Raw genomic sequence first — 18,495 nt, 5'->3', positions numbered from 1 at the left:
GTAATATGAAATTTGAAGTTTTGATTTTGGGGAATAGTTCGGCTACGCCTATGTATGATCGTCACCCAACTGCCCAAATCATTAATTTCAATGAGCAAATATATCTGATTGACTGTGGTGAAGGGACGCAAATGCAATTGCATCGGTATGGTGTGAAAAGTAATAAAATATCACACATTTTTATCAGTCATTTACATGGAGATCACTATTTGGGCTTAGTCGGTTTGTTGTCATCAATGAATCTGCATGGTCGACATAGTGATCTTCATCTGTATGGTCCTGAACCATTGATTGAAATTATCAATCTGCAACTCAAATACTCGGAAACCTTTTTACAATTTAATTTGATTTTTCACCCGACAAATTCGAATGAGGAAGAGGTTATTTTTCAAAATAATTCTATTTCAGTGAAATCATTTCCGTTGCGCCATCGCGTGCCTACAACTGGGTTTCGATTCGATGAAGCGCCTCGAAATGCATCAATTATTCGAGAGAAAATCGAAAAATTAAATATTCCAACAGTCTTTTTACAGCAATTAAAGCGCGGTATGGACTGTGTGGATTTGGATGGAACAGTTTATAAAGCAGCGGAACTAACCAAGCCAGCTCCGGCTTCTCGCAGTTATGCATACTGTTCGGATACACGCGCTTTCGAGTCTTATGTATCCAGTATTCAAAATGTTGATCTTTTGTATCATGAAAGCACATTTATGCATGATATGAAGGAGCGAGCGATAGAAACTTTGCACAGTACAGCACTTGAAGCTGCGCAAGTAGCCAATCATGTCGGCGCTAAAAAATTATTATTAGGGCATTATTCAGCACGATACCGTGAATTGAATCCTTTAGTTGAAGAAGCAAAATTAGAATTTTTCAATTCTGAGTTGTCTTTTGAAGGAAAATGGTATAATGTCTAGTGTTTTTGTATAATTTTCCTCATATTTACGCCTTAATTTTAACAGGCTCTAATTATGTCTTTTAACTTAGAAAATCTTTTACGGGACAACATTAAAAAGTTGGTCCCTTATTCTTCCGCTCGTGATGAGTTCAAAGGAGAAGCTTCGGTATTGTTGGATGCGAATGAAAATTCATTTGGTTCACCATTACCGCATCATTACAATCGCTATCCTGACCCATTACAGCATCAAGTTAAAGACAAACTATCTGCTATAAAGGGAATTCCGGCAGAAAATATTTTTTTAGGAAATGGTAGTGACGAGGCGATTGATATCTTGTACAGAGCATTTTGTAAACCGGGAGTGGACAATGTAATATTGGTTCCGCCGACTTATGGTATGTACGAAGTGTCTGCGAATATCAATGATGTAGAAATTCGTAAAGTGAATTTGACTACAGATTATCAATTGAATTTGGATGGAATTGCGGCAGCGATCGATGCAAATACAAAATTGATTTTTATTTGTTCGCCCAATAATCCAACAGGAAATAGTATTCGTCGTCAAGATATCGAAACGGTGTTGACAAATTTTGATGGTATTGTGGTGATTGACGAAGCATATATCAACTTTTCGAAACAACGTTCGTTCACACAAGAACTGAATGAGTTCCCTAATTTAGTAATTCTTCAGACTTTGTCTAAAGCATGGGGATTAGCTGCTTTACGTTTAGGAATGGCATTTTCGAGCAAAGAGATCATCGCTGTTTTCAACAAAATAAAACCGCCTTATAATATCAATCAAGCAACGCAGGACTTAGTTTTGGAAGCTTTAGGGAATGTGGAACAGGTAAATTCTTGGATCAAAGAAACAGTCGAAGAACGTGAGAAATTAGCTGCAGCTTTGTCTCAGATTGAACAAGTTCATCACATCACACCTTCGGACGCTAACTTTATTTTAGCAAAATTAGAAGAGCCACGTGAATTGTATAATTTCTTGGTCAATCAAGGAATTATCGTACGTGACCGATCGAAAGTAGAATTATGCGAAGGTTGTCTACGTGTGACAGTCGGAACGGCAGAAGAAAATATTAAATTAGTAGAAGCTATTAAGCAATTTTATATATAAACGAAACATGGCAGATTTGATTAAAAGAGTTTTATTTATAGATCGTGATGGCACTTTGATTCTAGAGCCAGAAGACCAACAAATAGATTCTTTTGCAAAATTGAAGTTTTATCCTGGCGCTTTGCAATACCTTCCACGTATTGCGAAAGAACTAGATTTTGAATTGGTATTGGTGTCGAATCAAGATGGTTTGGGAACAGACTCACATCCTGAGGCGAACTTCTGGCCAGTTCACAATTTTATACTTGAAGTATTAGAAGGCGAAGGTGTTACTTTTGCTAAAGAACATATTGATCGCACTTTTCCTCATGAAAATGCGGAAACACGTAAGCCTGGAATTGGTATGTTGGGTGAATATTTTGATGCTACAAAATATAACTTGGCTGAATCCTTCGTGATTGGTGACCGTGTAAATGATGTGAAATTGGCGCAAAATTTGGGCGCTAAAGCTATCTGGTTGCGCAATAACGATGAATTAGGAAAAACTGAAGGTGTAGAATTTGCACAAGAGGCAATAGGTATGGAAACTTCAGATTGGAAAGCAATATACGAGTTCTTGAAATTAGGAACACGTACTGGTGAACATCACCGTAAAACTAATGAGACCGATATTTATATCAAGTTGAATTTGGACGGCTCGGGTAAAGCGGAAATAGAAACAGGGTTGCCGTTCTTCGATCATATGCTTGACCAAATTGCACGTCACGGAGCGATTGACCTAACGCTAAAAGCAAAAGGTGATTTGCACATCGATGAGCATCATACTATCGAAGATACAGGTATAGCTTTAGGTGAAATTTTCTTAAAAGTTTTAGGCGATAAACGTGGTATTGAGCGTTATTCGTATACTTTGCCAATGGACGATTGTTTGGCGCAAGTAGCTTTGGATTTTGGTGGTCGTAATTGGATTGTGTGGGATGCGGAATTCAAGCGTGAGAAAATAGGAGATATGCCGACGGAAATGTTTTTCCATTTCTTCAAATCATTTTCTGATGCTTCCAAATCGAATTTGAATATCAAAGCCGAAGGCGATAACGAGCACCACAAGATTGAAGCGATTTTCAAAGCTTTTGCGAAGTCAATCAAAAAAGCTGTACGCCGCGACGCAGACAATATGCAGTTGCCAAGTACGAAGGGAGTGTTATAATAGTATTTCAGTATTTAGATATTAGTATTTAGACTTTTTACGCATCTAACTACTAAATACTAATATCTAAGATCTCTATAATATGATTGGAATTGTAAATTACGGAGCGGGGAATATATTTTCATTGACGGCGGCGTTGGATAGAATCCAAGTAGAGCATGGCATGATTAATACTCAAGAGGACTTCGATAAATATAGCCATATTATCATTCCAGGTGTGGGACATGCTGGTGCTGCGATGAAAAAGTTGCAGGATACAGGTTTGGTGGATACTATTTTGGCGTTGCAAAAGCCTGTGCTAGGTATTTGTGTGGGTATGCAGTTGATGACTTCCTTCTCGGAAGAAGGAAATGCCGATATGTTGCACATTTTCCCTGTTAAAACGTTACATTTTGACAAAAGAATAAGCTCTAAAGTTCCGCATATGGGATGGAATAGTGTTCGAGTGGAAAATAATAGTCCGCTTTTCACGGATATTGCAGATAATAGCTACTTTTACTTCGTTCACTCGTATTTTATTGAGCGCGAAGAATCGATTGTTGCGGCGACTTGTTCATATGATTTGGATTTTGCGGCAGCATTTCAAAAAAATAACTTCTATGGCGTACAATTTCACCCGGAGAAATCGGGTAAATTTGGCGAGCAGTTGTTATTAAATTTTTCAAGATTTTAATTAAATAAAAATATTACTATGTATATCATTCCAGCGATTGATGTTTTAGACAAAAAGGTAGTACGTCTTAGAGAAGGTAATTATCAAGATGTGACGACTTACGATATCTCTTTAGAAGACCAAATCAAAAATTACTATGCTAATGGTACCGAAATGGTGCATATCATAGATTTGAACGGTGCTAAAGGTGATTTTTCGAATCAAGAATACCTTTTCGAAATTATCCAAAAAACGGATATGAAAGTACAATACGGTGGTGGTGTACGCAGTATTGAGAAAGTAAAAGAACTGGTAGATGCTGGTGTTTACCGCGTTATCGTCGGTACGCAAGCGATTACAAATCCTTCTTTCTTAGAAGAATTAGCAACATTGAACCAAGGTCCTGTAAAATATGCAGATCACATCGTTATTGCGATTGATGTATTGGATGAGGTTATCAAATATTCAGGTTGGTTAGAAAGTTCACCTATCAAATTAGTAGAGTACATTGATAAATGTCTAGCTCTAGGATTTTTCCGTTTCTTGTGTACTGATATTTCTAAAGACGGAAAATTAGGTGGTGCAGGTGTGGAATTGTACAAAAAATTGTTAGATCACTCGCCAATCATCAAATTAATCGGTTCTGGTGGTATTTCTTCGATGAAAGATATCGAAGATTTGAACGATTTAGGTCGTATTGAATCTGTCGTTGTAGGAAAAGCGATTTATGAAAATAAAATTTCAATTGAAGAGATCAAAGATTGGAATTTGAAATCATTAATTAAATTCTAAGATGCTAGCAAAACGTATCATTCCTTGTTTGGATGTCAAAGATGGACGCACGGTAAAGGGCGTCAATTTTGTGGACTTGCGGGACGCGGGTGATCCTGTGGAATTGGCTTGGCAATATTCGGAACAAGGCGCTGATGAATTGGTGTTTTTGGATATCACGGCTACACACGAAAAGCGTAAAACTACTATTGATTTGGTCAAAGCGGTTGCACGTCAAGTGAATATTCCTTTCACTATTGGTGGTGGAATAAATGAAATGCGCGATGCTGAAATCTTGTTGAATAGTGGTGCAGACAAAATTTCAATTAATTCGGCTGCGGTTCGCAATCCTCAATTGATTGATGATTTAGCGAAAACTTTCGGTACACAGTTCGTGGTTGTTGCGGTAGATACACGTTTAGTAGATGGCAAAAACTATGTGCATCTGCGTGGTGGTCGTGATAAAACGGATATCGAAACAGAAAATTGGATTAAAGAAGCTGAAAGTCGTGGTGCTGGCGAAATCTTGTTGACTTCGATGGATCATGATGGCACGAAGAATGGATTTGATAATGGATTGTTAAGGAAAATCAACGATACAATCAATATTCCATTGATAGCTTCGGGCGGAGCAGGAAATCAACAGCATTTTGTGGATACATTTCAACAGGCAAATGTGGATGCTGCTTTGGCGGCTTCCGTATTTCATTACGGTGAGATTTTGATTCCAGATTTGAAAGAAACATTACGTAAAAACGGTATTATCGTCAGATAATCGAAATAAGCTCTTGGAAAGGGGCGAAATATAAATAAAGCTATGATAGATTTTGAAAAAGGGAATGGATTAGTTCCAGTAATTGTCCAAGATTTTCAAACATTAGAAGTGTTGATGTTAGGCTACATGAATGATGAGGCTTGGCAAAAGACACAACAAGAAAAGAAAGTTACGTTTTTCTCCAGAACCAAGGATAGATTGTGGACAAAAGGCGAGGAGAGTGGTAACTTTTTGCATGTAAAAAGCTATCATATTGATTGTGATAAAGACACGATTTTAATCAAAGCAGAGCCAGTTGGCCCTACTTGTCATACAGGCTCTCGCAGTTGTTTTAATACAGAATTTAATCAAAACTTTTTGTTGGAGTTAGAGCGTATCGTAAACCATCGTTTTGAGCATCCTTCGGAAGAGTCTTACGTGAATCGTTTACGTCAAAGAGGACTGAATAAGATTGCGCAAAAAGTAGGTGAAGAAGGAGTGGAGACAGTTATCGCTGCTTTAGCTGAAACTGAAACGGATTTGATTAACGAGGCTTCGGATTTGTTATTTCACTTGATTGTGTTATTACGTGAAAAGGGGCTTACCTTAGAGACAATTGCTAAAAATTTAGAAAGTAGACATCAGTAAGACATTCTTACGATAATATTCTTACAAAAGTGCCGTATCTTCGTATGGCACTTTTTTTATTGATATGATAGAAGTTACATTAGAAAATACGTTGATTGGACATCAAAATCCTATTTATACCTTAACTGTGGATGATCAAAATGGTTTGTTGTATTCAGCAGGGAATGATAAAGGGATTGTAGAATGGGATTTGAATACATTGAAGTTCAAACGTGTTTTGTGTACAGTCCCATCATCGGTTTATAACTTGTGCTATATTGCGGAGAAAGATTTGTTAGTCGCAACATTGCGAACAGGTGGTATCTTGGTTATTCGGAAATCAGAACCTGAATTGGTTGCGAAATTAGCAGTTGAAAAAGGAGCGGCTTTTGTTGTTAAAGCAATTCTATCTAAGAATGAGTTGCTGGCAATCGATGAATATGGAAAAGCTTATGTTTGGAATTTAGAAAATTTTGAATTGCTTTATTCTTTTCAAATCACCAATACAACGGTTAGAAGTTTAGAAATAGATGAAGATAAACATCTAATGGCTGTTGGTGATAAAAATGGTTTCGTTCATCTATTGGATATTAGAGATTACCATACGTTGCAATCGACTAAGGTTCATACGCAGTCTGTGACCAGTTTGTCATTCGTCGATGGTCATTTGATTTCGGGAGGAAGAGATGCCAAAATGTACAAATTATCAATTACAGATCTTTCTGTGCTTGCAGAAGTCACACCGCATATGTTTACAGTTTATGGCATAGTGTCTTTGGGAAATTCCTATTTCGCGAGTGTAAGTAGAGATAAGACGATAAAGATTTGGGATACTGAACTCAAATTGCAGAAGAATGTTTCGCGTGACAGAGGTATTGATTCGCATCATTTGTCTATAAACTCTGTTGTTTATAGTGCTGCTCAACAATTTTTATGCACCGCTGGTGACGACAAAATGGTGAAAGTCTGGAAAATCAGTTATTAATTTTCTATTCAAGAGACATAAGTATTTTTCTTCGCTTGAATAGCAGATAAAATATCGTCAATATCGCTAAAATCAATAGTGTCAAAAAGCTATAGCGCATAATAATATAATAAACGTCTTCTTTACCTTGACTAACATTGTAATAGTAGGAGCCCAAGATGCCAGCGGTATACCCTACTATGATCGCCGGTAGATTACACACAAATGATTTGTACAACGTAAAACAAAAACTTCCAATAAGAAATAAAATAGCTACATAGAAAAATACAGGATGATCAGCTCTTTCATTGAACATAGAACTTAGTGTAGGGATTCCATTAAAGCCCAATAAATAAACAAACCAACCGCTATAAAGTCCTAAAGACGTACGTGTGAAGACATGTACGAAAGATGGGTTTTTGTGATCACGTATACGGAAAATAATATTTAGTTTATGGAGCGTATAATAGGTTGCGATGGTAAAAATATAAGCGACAATCAAATAATTATTCACCTTGAGCACCATGCTGATTCCAAGTAATAGCTGATTCAATATCATCAAATTACCAGCCTCTTCGATTTTCTGAGCTAATGGTATATCTTCTGCATATTCTCTCTTGAGGACAATGCAGTACAACACAGCTGTAAAGACTAAGGTAACAATAATGATTTTCCAAATGTTAAATGTCGCAACATGTGGTGTCAGAAATGACCAATTATCAAAAAAGGTATCGTATATGGGTAGCCCATATATTTTTTTGTCGTCTACAATAATAATCCAAAACGAATTTATAATTATAAACAACAGATTTAGAAAAGCTAATTGATGTGCACTTTTCATCCTTGGTTAATAAGAGTAATGTAGATATGGATTAGTTTATTAAAGATAATATTTCTTTCAGATATTTCTCATCTACTGCTGTAAAATGATTGATATGTTCACTATCTACATCTAATACACCTACTAATTTATTGTCGACATATAATGGGAGGACAATCTCTGATTTAGAAAGTGAACTACACGCGATATGACCTGGAAATTCTTCCACGTCAGGAACAATAAGTGTTTCTTCTTTTGCCCAAGCGGTGCCACAGACTCCACGATTGTACGCTATTCTTGTACATGCGACAGGTCCTTGAAATGGTCCTAAAACTAATTCATTGTCTTTGATTAAATAAAAGCCTACCCAAAAAAAGTTGAACTGCTCTTTCAATGCGGCACTGATATTTGCTAGGTTGGCTATTAAATCTGTTTCGCCCGTCAAAAGTCCTTTAATCTGTGGAACTAGACTCTTGTATTGCTCTTCTCTTTCTCCTGCAATTATTTTTAAATCTTCTGCCATGTGCTGTTTTTCATAAGTATGTACAAAACTTCGTCAACCGCAATTTTGTTAAGCAAATTTGGGAATTTTTATTGAAATAATAATTTAAATGTGAAGCCAAAATACGTGTAAGAAGAAGCAAAAGTTTGTGATGTATAAGGGCGTGTTGCATTAGAGTTGTAAAACAATCGGATGTTGTAGAATCTATTGATTGTGAAATCCACGGAAGGATTTAGTGTTATATTTTTGTTACCTCCGGTTATTTCTTCATAATTTACACCTGTTCGGTACATTTGTATTTTTCTGTCATTCCATGCTAAATCCATCCGCACGTTAAGATCACTCTTCCAATTCCGCGAAGCGAATAGTCCAAAAGGCAAACGTGCATTAAGTTTTCTGTAGCCAAATCCCGCAATGTAAGACTGTTCATGCATGGTCGATAGATGGCTATTTTCTAAACTCAATGCTAAATCGCGTGATTTTCTATATTCCGTCGTCACGCTCATATTATTGTCAAATCTCAAATCTAGCCCTATTAATGGTAGGAAACGATCAGTTAAGGTCAATTGACTGTATTGGTATTGCGGAATGAAGTTATTGTTTTGGTCGCGCACATACAGGAAATTTTCTTCCAATGCATACTGCAGATTAGAAAAATAATTGGAAATGCTGTACGTAGATTGGTAATTATGATTGATATTAATCGAACGGATAAAATCTTCAATACCTAAAAGCTGTGCCAGTGCTGAATAATTGAGTCGCCAATTCGGCAATGGGAAAGTCGGTTTATTCGTTTTGTTAAGCTTAAAATCTTTATTAAGAAAAGTTTTTAGGAAAGCATTAACTATCACATCCTGTTGGTTTTCATTGTAGCCATCGGCAAAAAAAATAGCATCTCTTCCCGATGAATTGGGGTTAAGATTACCCAGCAATTCAGAAACCAATTGCTTATTTTTCTCAAATTCTTGTAACAAGGAAAGTGAATTTTTGAAGGAGGTTTTGATGCCAATTTGTGAAACAGCATAACTTCCGGTTTCGTGAAAAGTTTGATTTCCCAAAGCTTGCAATGGTAATAGACTATTTCTATTATCAATTTTAGTTGATGTAAAATCGAGTCGCAAACCTTTTATCGGCTCTGTGTGTGCTATTGCAGATAGATTTTCAGAATACGACCTAGTATATGCATTGTTCTGAAGACTATCCGTAGACAACCATTGGTTACTTTGCGCACGATTCAACATATCCACTTGTGCGCCCAAAATAAAATCCCATCCCGGTGCATTTTGTTTGAAACTATGCCCCAGAATATTCGAATTTGGCATATAGCCTGGCAAATACGTTCCTTCCACGCGTGTATATGCGGCATTCACACTTCTAATTCCCGTCAACATTCGTACGAAAAATGATATCAAATTTTGATTCGTTGGTCCAGTATTATTGCGATAGAAACTGAATTTATTGTAAAGACTGCTAAAATTTAGAGATGGGTTTATTTGTATAGTTCGGTTATTTTGAATGCTATTTCCCAAATTAATACTTTCATTCTTAAGAAGATTTAAAGGTTCGCTTTGCCAATTAAATTGGCTTCCATAGCGTGTAGTAACATTAAGCCATTCCAAATATGGGATTTTGTTTAATGGTAAGCTGTACGTGAAATTGAGCATATGGTTGTAGTCCATATTTCTTCCCATTCGCCAAAAATTATTCCATAAGGTATCTTTGCGTGCGCCATCAATTCGACCGTTAGGCTCGTCAATGATGGCATAATTGGTTGCGTTGAAATCCACACGCAACGACTTCGTCAAATCCCAACTGATGCCGTAAATGCGATTTGTATTGAAGTTTTTATTGTAATAGGTGGGCAAGACATTGTTTGAAGCATTATCCCGAAATGTATTTTCTTGATATATTCGATTGACTTCCATGCGGAAACTGAGTAAGGAAGGTATCAAATTATAATTAAGGGATTTAAACAGATTACTCTTTTTGAAAGGTTCTCGGAAAGTGACGGATGGATTATTGAAAGTATAATCTAGCGAACCTCTATAATTTTTCTGCATTGAATTACTCGTATATAAGTCGCGGTGTTCGTATTCATTGTAAATATAGGAAAGAGCAAAATTCTCTATATTCCAAGGCTTCAATTGCTTTTCCGTAGATCGGAATATTTTACGCGCATTAACAATACTAAAGTTTTTACGGAAGGTATAATCTTGAATAATTTGCATCAACGAATCTTTTCCATATTCAGAAAGATCTTTTAAGGTTTCCTTAAGTAAAATGTCGCCTTGGAAGGGATTATATTCTGGCGTGCCGATTTGTTTGGAAAAATTGAAATAGAGCGGAATAGTAATAGCGTGTTTGGGATCGATAAATTTGCCCAATTCGGCATTAGCCATAAAATCTAAAGAAAGTCGTTCAGTTCTATTTTGTTCTGAAATACGTTGCGAAATATCGCCAAATCCAGCTGACATTTTGGTTCCCGAAAGGGATATATTGGCTAAATCCGCCAGTTTCACGTGTAACTGACCCGTTGCTGCCCATCTGCTTTTATTTTCAAAATGTGTAACCCGTAGCTCATTAAACCAAAATTCACCACCAATCTCATTACCGTTGTCAACGCTATTACCCGAATCTCTATTTTGCAAAGGATTTTTAATGCCTAACATATAAAATCGAATTTTGGACAAATCTGGTGCGCCTTTGATTGTGATAATATTTTTTCCATCGCTGTATTCAAAAGGTTCGTCAAGTGGCCAAGGAGCAGCATTTTTGAACGCTTTATCTCGAGCCATTTTCGCGTCACGAAGGGCATTCAAATTGACTACTATATTATTTTCGGCAGGCCAAATGATTTGAGGAGAGCTACTACCTGCTGGTGTTACTTTTAATGCAGATTCATATTGGTAATAGTGCTGCTGATCATCTGTGCCTAATCGAATGAAAGCGTGTGCGTGATCATCGCGCAAGGTTTCGCCTTCTGCATGAACAAAAAACTCAATGTTGCCATAAGGTCTGAGGTCATATGAAGCATTTTTGAAAGCTGCACGACCATAGCCATCTTTCAAGTTTTTTATTTTCAAACTTAGGGATTGTTCATTGAGTTGCACGTCGAGATTATTATTTGAATAATCGACTTGACGATTGATGTTTGGCGGTACGACATAAGGAATTGGCGTTCGTTTTCCGTTTTCTTCAATATTTACGTTTGCGATTTCTATATTGGATTGATCGGCTGGGGGATTCAACCCTATATTTGGATCTGCAATGGTCCATTGGGAGGAGTTTTCGGGATTATACTGTCGCCAATTGCTTTTTACAAATTGCATTTGCGCAAAACGCAGTACAGTAGTATCCGAAAAATTAGTAAGAAAAAGTCGTATAAATCGTATCGATTTAAAGTCGTTGATATTACCATATTTGCTTTCAAAATCCCGAACAGGAATACGTAATTTATACCATTTTACATCTTTTTTTCTGTTCAATACAACTGCTTGGGTGGTGTGTTCGTCCACAATATAATTCGAGCCAATCAACATATCTTGTGGTCTAAGCGAGATCCGATATTGGTAATAATTGTGCGATTCATTCATACTGTTATCTCGGCTGATGTCTTCGGCATCCGGCAGTAAGGAGCGAGCTCCATTTTCGACACCATACTCTGCTAGTGATTGGTTTTGTGTTTTCGAGTTTCCTTCCGTACCGTTTGTGTATTGATACCGCTTCAGTATTCCTTGATCCTTACCAAAATTCGCACTGCGGTAATAGTTGTAATCGTCTCCTGCGGGATCTGCTGCTATATTTGCGTAAGCGTCTGGTGACAAAATGTTACGCATTTGATTCAGATATATGCTGTAAAACTCGGCTTCTTCATCATTCGAAAGACCATCCAAGCCTAAATCTTGATTTTTGCGACTTTCGTCTGAATTTTCAAAAACTGTGTTGATTGGTTGCAAACGGCTCGCATAACCCCAAGAGGTCTTGTCCATACCTGATTTATCACCATTTGCCGGTATCGCATTTTCCATTGATTTCCGTCCGTCCTTGAGAATATCTTCCGAAATATTCCCCAAATTGATGTAGATATCGCCTTCTGCGAGATTGGGATTTGTCAGCGTCGGATCCATCATCCACATTTCGAGGTATTCGATATTGTTGGTTTCAAAATCTGTTTGCTCCAATTTCTTAAACATCCCGCCCCAGCGTTGTTTGGGTTGCAATAACTTCCCTTCCGAGTCAATTGAGCTTGTGCTAAAGTTATAGGGTCCACGTAGCATTGGATAGAAAGCTAAATCTAAGGTCGGCAAGAAGGCGTCTGTTCCCGTTTTGATTTCTTTGAAAGGAAAAACTTCTTGTTCAGTCACGCGTCTCGTACGGTGATCTGTCAAAAACTTCGCATCGATATTGGGATTCAAGCTCGAAGATTGGTAAAATATAGGGTCAATATTATAAAAAGCAAACTGCGCTCTGTTATATCCGTAAGCCAGGTCATTACTTAATGTGTGTTCAGGAAATAGTTGTGGTGTACTTGAAATTTGCCATCCCTGTTGGTTTTTGATATTGATAAAACTAAAATTATGTTCGAAATCATCTAAATAAGCTACACCACGGCTGTCATTTTCGGTATTCAATGCTTTCGCGTAGCCAGGTTTTGAATGTGCTATTTCGCCATAAAAATTAATTGTAGATTCTTCATTTGTCTTGATAAATGGCAGTTTGTCAACCATACGCGTTAGCCAAGTGAACTTGGTTGTATAGTTGATGTCTGCGCCAATCATTGTGTTGGAAATGGATTCTGAACCGACAAAATCTTTTTCTGAGAAAGGACGTTCATTCAATTTCATAAATGTCGCTCCCAACAATAGTTTTTCATTCGCAGCATAATCTATTCGACCTCCAATAAAGGTTTTCTGCTGCGCGCCAAAAATTGAATTGTCTTCAATTGATACTTTTAAGGTGTTATTTGAAAGTGACAATGCAGGATTTAAAATTCGCAAAGTCCCAGATTCGTAATCAATGGAATAATCTACATTTTCTTGGAGCATGATCCCCCCCGAATAGACTTTTACGGTATTGGGGTTTAGGTCAAATATTCCCAATTGGTATTCAGACGCACTATTTGATTGGACTGAGCCACGAAGTCGATACCTATCTTTGTTGCTGTACTTCTGTTTTGCTTCGACTTGCTGTAAATGATAGAGCTCTGGAAAGCTGTATTTTTCTTTTAGATCTGATTCTGTGGTTGAAAATTTCCCTTCTAGGTCTTTTCCGAAAGGTTCGACAACTGGAAATATCAATTTACCGCGCACATTGTCAATGGTAATTCCGTCAATAAAATCCAAGAGTCCATCTGCACTTGCCGCGTTATTTTGTGCAAGTCGATCCAGACCTGTTAATTGTAACCAGGATTGATTGGCTGTTTGTTGTCCTTCAAAAAGTATAGGGTTTTCGGTCGCATTTCGTGTATCTGTTCTTACTATCTGAAGTTGTATATCCTGCTCACTGAAATTGTTTCCCCCGAGAGTATAGATATTTTTCATCATCAGATCCCAATTAGGAAGACTCGTGTTTACGATTTCATTTTTCAGCAATTTGGTATAGAGCATTTTTGGCGATGTCGCATCAAAAGGCACGTCGGTTGATAATTCGCCCACTTGATATTCTACTCCATTAGCGATGTACCTATAAGAAACGGCTAGCACTTGATCTTCGTGTAAGGGAAAACTTAAGGATATATACCCCAACCGCCGATGTACTGTGAAATCCTGTCCTTCAAGCAGTTTTCGGGCTGCGCTCAATTTAGCATAATTATCAGTGTCTCCAGCATTAGCAAAAAAGGACTGAACAAAATTACTATTCGGGTTACGACCATTTTCACCGAGAAATTCTAAAAGATTATTGGAGCTACTGATATTATTCCCATTTGTTAGTTTCGTGTGCGGATAGAGAGCTGTTTTATTTCCTGTTATGTTGGGATTATACGTGTTTTTCTCCGCCAAATCTAATAAAGCTAGAATATCTCGCGCACCTTCTGTTTTATTTGTGCGATTACTTAACCAAACTTCGATGGCGGTTATTTGAATCGGTGAATTAATTAATGGTACGGTTTGTAAGCTTTTGTTGTAGTTTTCGCGAAAATATTGCGCTACGAAATAATGCTGATTGGCTTCGTAATTACTGAGTGGAATGTTGAGTTCGCGTTTTGCCTTTGCATTCGAAATGATAATCTCTTGGTGATCAGATCGCTTTTGAGAAAGTACCCCAGTAAAGTTTACTTTGCCGATTTGCAATTGTGTTTTGATACCAAAGAGTGCTTCTGTACTTCCCATCAATTGCGACCGTGTGACAAAATTGACATTACCAATTTCTAATCGCTGTAAAATGTCATCTTGCTTACCCACATAATCGAACTTGATTTGATTTTCAAAATCAAACTCTGCATCCGAGCTAAAATTTGCCAATACACTTCCACGTTCACCAATTTTTCCAACGAGATTTAAGTTGAAATTTTGATCAAAATCTAATCCCCAAAGTTTGCGGTGACGTTCATTTAGCAATGGATTTTCGTTGGTATTTCGCTGTGCCATGATGGATACATCGACGCTACCTTTTGGAGTTATTTCAATTTTATTACCCCCGAAAATTCGTTCAAAAACAGGACTATTGATAATAATAGGTTGAATAAAATTGCTATCCTTCCTTGTCTGCGTGTGTATAGTTGGATTATTCCAATTTCGTTTTACCGCTAACCGATTAGTTTGCGTGACATATTGTGTACGATTCAGGTCGTGTTGAATGTTGCTTCCGTTGTTTAATATATTTTGAATGGTAAATAATTGGGTGGACGGATCATAACCAGATTCAAATTTAAAATTGGATGGGTCTTGTCGTTGTTTCTGGAAATAGCTCTTAAGGGTTTTAGCTTTATGTAAATCATACCAAGATATTCTTAAGGAATCTCCTAAAGACCATAGTGACTGTGCCTCACTAGGAATAGAGAGCATAAGAAACACCAAAATCAGGTTAAAGAATCTAAGATTCATCTAGGTTAGTGCTGGTTAGAGCTATACGTTGTGTATTATTTACTTATAAGTATACGATTTCTTTTAAGAATAACAAAGCTTTACAAAATCCTCCCAAAGTATTTTGCAAAATAAGGTTTTGTCTTCTTCCTAAAAAGAATAATGGGATAACACTAGTTTGTGATTTATCCTGCTTGTACTTGAAATGATTTTGTTGAAGTATGGTTATAAATACTACCTTTTGATTTTAGATGAGAGTAGGAGCGTCTAGTAATTGGAATATTTCAACAGTTAACAAAAGGTACCTAAAATAAAATGCGGATATTGAAACATCCGCATTTTATTTCTAAAGCTTTTTTAAGGCTAATTTAATAATTTGTTCGACGGTAAGTGCTTCATTGGTTTGGACAATAGAAGCCAACACTTTTTCGACTTGACTTTTGCCAAATCCCAACATTACCAATGCTGATAATGCTTCATCAGGAACAGATTGTTTAGCTATTGGCAACGGTAATAACGCATCGTCACCTTGCTTTTTCAATTTGTCTTGCAATTCCAAGATAACACGCTGTGCAGTCTTTGGGCCTATTCCTTTTATCTTTTGAATCAAAGCAACTTGACCATTGACAATCGCAGACTGAATTTCTTCGGGTGTACTCGAAGAAAGCATCATTCGCCCAGTATTTGGTCCGATTCCGGAAACGGAAATCAAATGATTGAACAAATGACGTTCGCCTTCTGTCGCAAAACCATACAAGGTGTGTGCATCTTCTCTAACTTGAAAAGATATAAACAGCTTGCAGTTTTCGTGGTCTTTGATTAGTGTATACGTTGTCAAAGAAATATGGATGTAGTATCCAATCCCACCTACTTCAAGAATGACATGCGTAGGTGCTTTGAATACCAATTTACCGTTGAAATAATCGTACATTTTTTATTGTTTATCGTGTGACTGTGCGTCTACCACGGCTATTGTTACCATATTCACAATCTCGCGCACCGAACTATCCAATTGCAATACGTGAACTGGCTTGTTCATTCCCAATAATATTGGACCTACAGCCTCTGCATTGCCAACTTCCTGCAACATTTTGTAAGCAATATTTCCTGATTCCAAGTTAGGGAAAATAAGCGTATTGGCAGCTTCACCATTCAATGTACTGAAAGGGAAGTTTGATTTTAATAAATCACTATTTAATGCAAAGTTTGCTTGTAATTCACCATCAACAACTAAATTAGGATGATTTTGGTGTAATAATTTCACTGCTTCACGTACTTTGATCGAAGTTGGGCCATCGTTTGAACCGAAATTTGAGTAAGACAATAAAGCTACGCGCGGCTTCACATTGAATCGACGAACAGTTTTTTCGATTAATACTGTAATGTCAGCTAATTCTTCTGCTGTAGGGTTTTCATTGACCGTAGTGTCACCGAAAAATAAAGGTCCTTTTTCGGTCAACATCATGTACATACCGGCAATACGGCTTCCTGGTTTAGCACCGATCACTTGTAAAGCTGGTTTGATCGTAGAAGCATAATTACGAGTCAAACCCGAAATCAATGTGTCGGCATCACCAAATTCAACCATACTTGCTGCATAGTAGTTGCGGTTTGTGATTAATTGTGTTGCGTCAAATTTGGACAAACCACGGCGTTGTCGTTTTTTGAACAAGTTGTCCACATATTCTCCGAAGCGAGGTGTTTTTACCTCTTCTCTTGGATCGATAATATTTACATTATCTAAATCAAAAGCATATTCCTCGATTAAGCTTTTGATTTTTTCTTTATTACCCAATAAAATTGGAAGTGCAATACCTTCTTCTTTCACTATTTGGGCTGCACGAAGTGTTTTATAGTTGTCCGCTTCCGCAAAAACAACACGTTTAGGATTATTTTTTGCTACAGCAGAAAGATTACGCATAATGCCGTCATCTTTACCTAGACGTTTACGCAATTCTTCTTTGTACAAATCCCAATTTTCAATTTTCTTGCGTGCGATTCCAGATTCGATAGCTGCTTTTGCGACAGCAATAGATACTTCTGTAATCAAACGTGGATCTGTTGGTTTTGGAATCACATAATCAATTCCAAAGCGCAAGTTACTTGTATTATAAGCTTGGTTTACTTCTTCTGGAACAGGTTCTTTTGCTAATTCCGCAATTGCTCTAACGGCAGCAATTTTCATTTCTTCGTTAATGGCTGTTGCACGTACATCTAAAGCGCCGCGGAAAATGTATGGGAACCCCAAAACATTATTTACCTGATTTGGATAATCCGAACGACCTGTACCCATAATGATATCTTCGCGTGTAGCCACAGCTAGATCGTATGCAATTTCTGGATTAGGGTTTGCCATTGCCAACACAATAGGTTTTGGCGCCATTGTTTTCAACATTTCTGCTGTCAATACATCTGCTGCAGAAAGTCCGATAAAGACATCGGCATCTTTTACGGCATCAGCTAATGTTGTAATATCTCTATCAGTTGCCCATTCAGCTTTTGTCGCATCCAACGTTTCTCTGTCTCTGCGAATAACCCCTTTGCTATCCAACATGACAATATTTTCTTTGCGCGCACCTACAGCAACATACATCGCTGTACAAGAAATTGCGGCAGCGCCAGCACCGTTCACTACGATTTTTACATCTGCAATATTCTTTTCTTGCAATTCACACGCATTGATCAATGCAGCACCCGAAATGATGGCTGTACCATGTTGGTCATCGTGCATTACCGGAATGTTCATCTCGGCTTTCAGACGTCTTTCGATTTCAAAACATTCAGGAGCTTTGATATCCTCCAAGTTGATACCACCGAAAGTAGGTTCTAATGCTTTCACGATGTTGACAAATTCGTCAACATTTTTGGTATCTAATTCGATGTCAAATACATCTATGTCAGCAAAAATCTTAAATAAAAGACCTTTACCTTCCATTACGGGTTTGCCGGCTTGTGCGCCGATATCGCCTAGGCCTAATACAGCTGTACCATTACTGATTACAGCGACAAGGTTTCCTTTGGCAGTATATTTATATGCATCTTCTGGGTTTTCAGCGATGGCTAAACAAGGCTCAGCTACACCAGGAGAATACGCTAATGATAAATCTCTTTGAGAATTGTACGGTTTTGTTGGAACGACTGCAATTTTTCCAGGACGACCCATTGCATGGTAGTTGAGGGCATCCTTTTTTCTGTTAATATTGCTCATAATT

Annotated in this window: 13 protein-coding genes; 8 read left to right on the top strand and 5 right to left on the bottom strand. The window is 37.4% G+C overall.

From position 1 onward, the window contains the following. Nucleotides 1–5: 5 nt before the first annotated feature. From GOQ16_RS11040 to GOQ16_RS11005, 8 genes are all read left to right on the top strand, one after another. Entirely contained in the window at nucleotides 6–917 is a 912-nt protein-coding gene (locus GOQ16_RS11040; RefSeq protein ID WP_160069333.1) for a ribonuclease Z, read from the top strand. 54 nt (nucleotides 918–971) lie between these two features. Further along, a complete protein-coding gene (hisC, locus tag GOQ16_RS11035) occupies nucleotides 972–2,024 on the top strand; it encodes a histidinol-phosphate transaminase (protein WP_160069332.1) in 1,053 nt (350 codons plus the stop codon). Nucleotides 2,025–2,031: 7 nt separating this feature from the next. Next, the gene (hisB, locus tag GOQ16_RS11030; RefSeq protein ID WP_160069331.1) at nucleotides 2,032–3,171 is read left to right on the top strand and encodes a bifunctional histidinol-phosphatase/imidazoleglycerol-phosphate dehydratase HisB; all 1,140 of its coding nucleotides are present in this window, start codon (nucleotides 2,032–2,034) and stop codon (nucleotides 3,169–3,171) included. An 82-nt stretch (nucleotides 3,172–3,253) separates the two neighbouring features. After that, complete coding sequence (gene hisH / locus GOQ16_RS11025) at nucleotides 3,254–3,844, top strand: imidazole glycerol phosphate synthase subunit HisH (RefSeq protein WP_160069330.1); 591 nt, start codon at nucleotides 3,254–3,256, stop codon at nucleotides 3,842–3,844. A gap of 18 nt (nucleotides 3,845–3,862) precedes the next feature. After that, complete coding sequence (locus GOQ16_RS11020) at nucleotides 3,863–4,615, top strand: 1-(5-phosphoribosyl)-5-[(5-phosphoribosylamino)methylideneamino]imidazole-4-carboxamide isomerase (protein WP_149912467.1); 753 nt, start codon at nucleotides 3,863–3,865, stop codon at nucleotides 4,613–4,615. Nucleotide 4,616: 1 nt separating this feature from the next. Then, nucleotides 4,617–5,369, top strand: a complete 753-nt coding sequence (gene hisF, locus GOQ16_RS11015) for an imidazole glycerol phosphate synthase subunit HisF (RefSeq protein ID WP_160069329.1) — start codon at nucleotides 4,617–4,619, stop codon at nucleotides 5,367–5,369. Nucleotides 5,370–5,411: 42 nt separating this feature from the next. Further along, nucleotides 5,412–5,996, top strand: a complete 585-nt coding sequence (gene hisIE / locus GOQ16_RS11010) for a bifunctional phosphoribosyl-AMP cyclohydrolase/phosphoribosyl-ATP diphosphatase HisIE (protein WP_160069328.1) — start codon at nucleotides 5,412–5,414, stop codon at nucleotides 5,994–5,996. Nucleotides 5,997–6,060: 64 nt separating this feature from the next. After that, the gene (locus GOQ16_RS11005; protein ID WP_160069327.1) at nucleotides 6,061–6,960 is read left to right on the top strand and encodes a WD40 repeat domain-containing protein; all 900 of its coding nucleotides are present in this window, start codon (nucleotides 6,061–6,063) and stop codon (nucleotides 6,958–6,960) included. 4 nt (nucleotides 6,961–6,964) lie between these two features. On the opposite strand, the gene GOQ16_RS11000 is transcribed toward GOQ16_RS11005, so the two are convergent. From GOQ16_RS11000 to GOQ16_RS10980, 5 genes are all read right to left on the bottom strand, one after another. Beyond that, entirely contained in the window at nucleotides 6,965–7,780 is an 816-nt protein-coding gene (locus GOQ16_RS11000; protein ID WP_160069326.1) for a hypothetical protein, read from the bottom strand. A 31-nt stretch (nucleotides 7,781–7,811) separates the two neighbouring features. Then, nucleotides 7,812–8,282 (bottom strand): free L-methionine (R)-S-oxide reductase MsrC, encoded by a 471-nt coding sequence (locus GOQ16_RS10995; protein WP_160069325.1) that lies wholly within the window; start codon nucleotides 8,280–8,282, stop codon nucleotides 7,812–7,814. Between the two features lie 68 nt (nucleotides 8,283–8,350). Next, nucleotides 8,351–15,304: a T9SS outer membrane translocon Sov/SprA gene (sov, locus tag GOQ16_RS10990; RefSeq protein WP_160069324.1), complete on the bottom strand. Its 6,954-nt coding sequence runs from the start codon at nucleotides 15,302–15,304 to the stop codon at nucleotides 8,351–8,353. A gap of 325 nt (nucleotides 15,305–15,629) precedes the next feature. Beyond that, nucleotides 15,630–16,214 (bottom strand): Holliday junction branch migration protein RuvA, encoded by a 585-nt coding sequence (ruvA, locus tag GOQ16_RS10985; RefSeq protein ID WP_160069323.1) that lies wholly within the window; start codon nucleotides 16,212–16,214, stop codon nucleotides 15,630–15,632. 3 nt (nucleotides 16,215–16,217) lie between these two features. Beyond that, nucleotides 16,218–18,491 carry an NADP-dependent malic enzyme gene (locus tag GOQ16_RS10980; RefSeq protein ID WP_160069322.1) on the bottom strand — a complete coding sequence of 758 codons (2,274 nt, stop codon included), beginning with the start codon at nucleotides 18,489–18,491 and terminating at the stop codon, nucleotides 16,218–16,220. Nucleotides 18,492–18,495: the final 4 nt, after the last annotated feature.

It is taken from the genome of Sphingobacterium bovisgrunnientis, from assembly GCF_009829085.1.
In the GTDB taxonomy this organism is placed as follows: domain Bacteria; phylum Bacteroidota; class Bacteroidia; order Sphingobacteriales; family Sphingobacteriaceae; genus Sphingobacterium; species Sphingobacterium bovisgrunnientis.
Note: the sequence above shows the minus strand (reverse complement) of the source record. Positions and strands in the feature narration are given on the sequence as shown.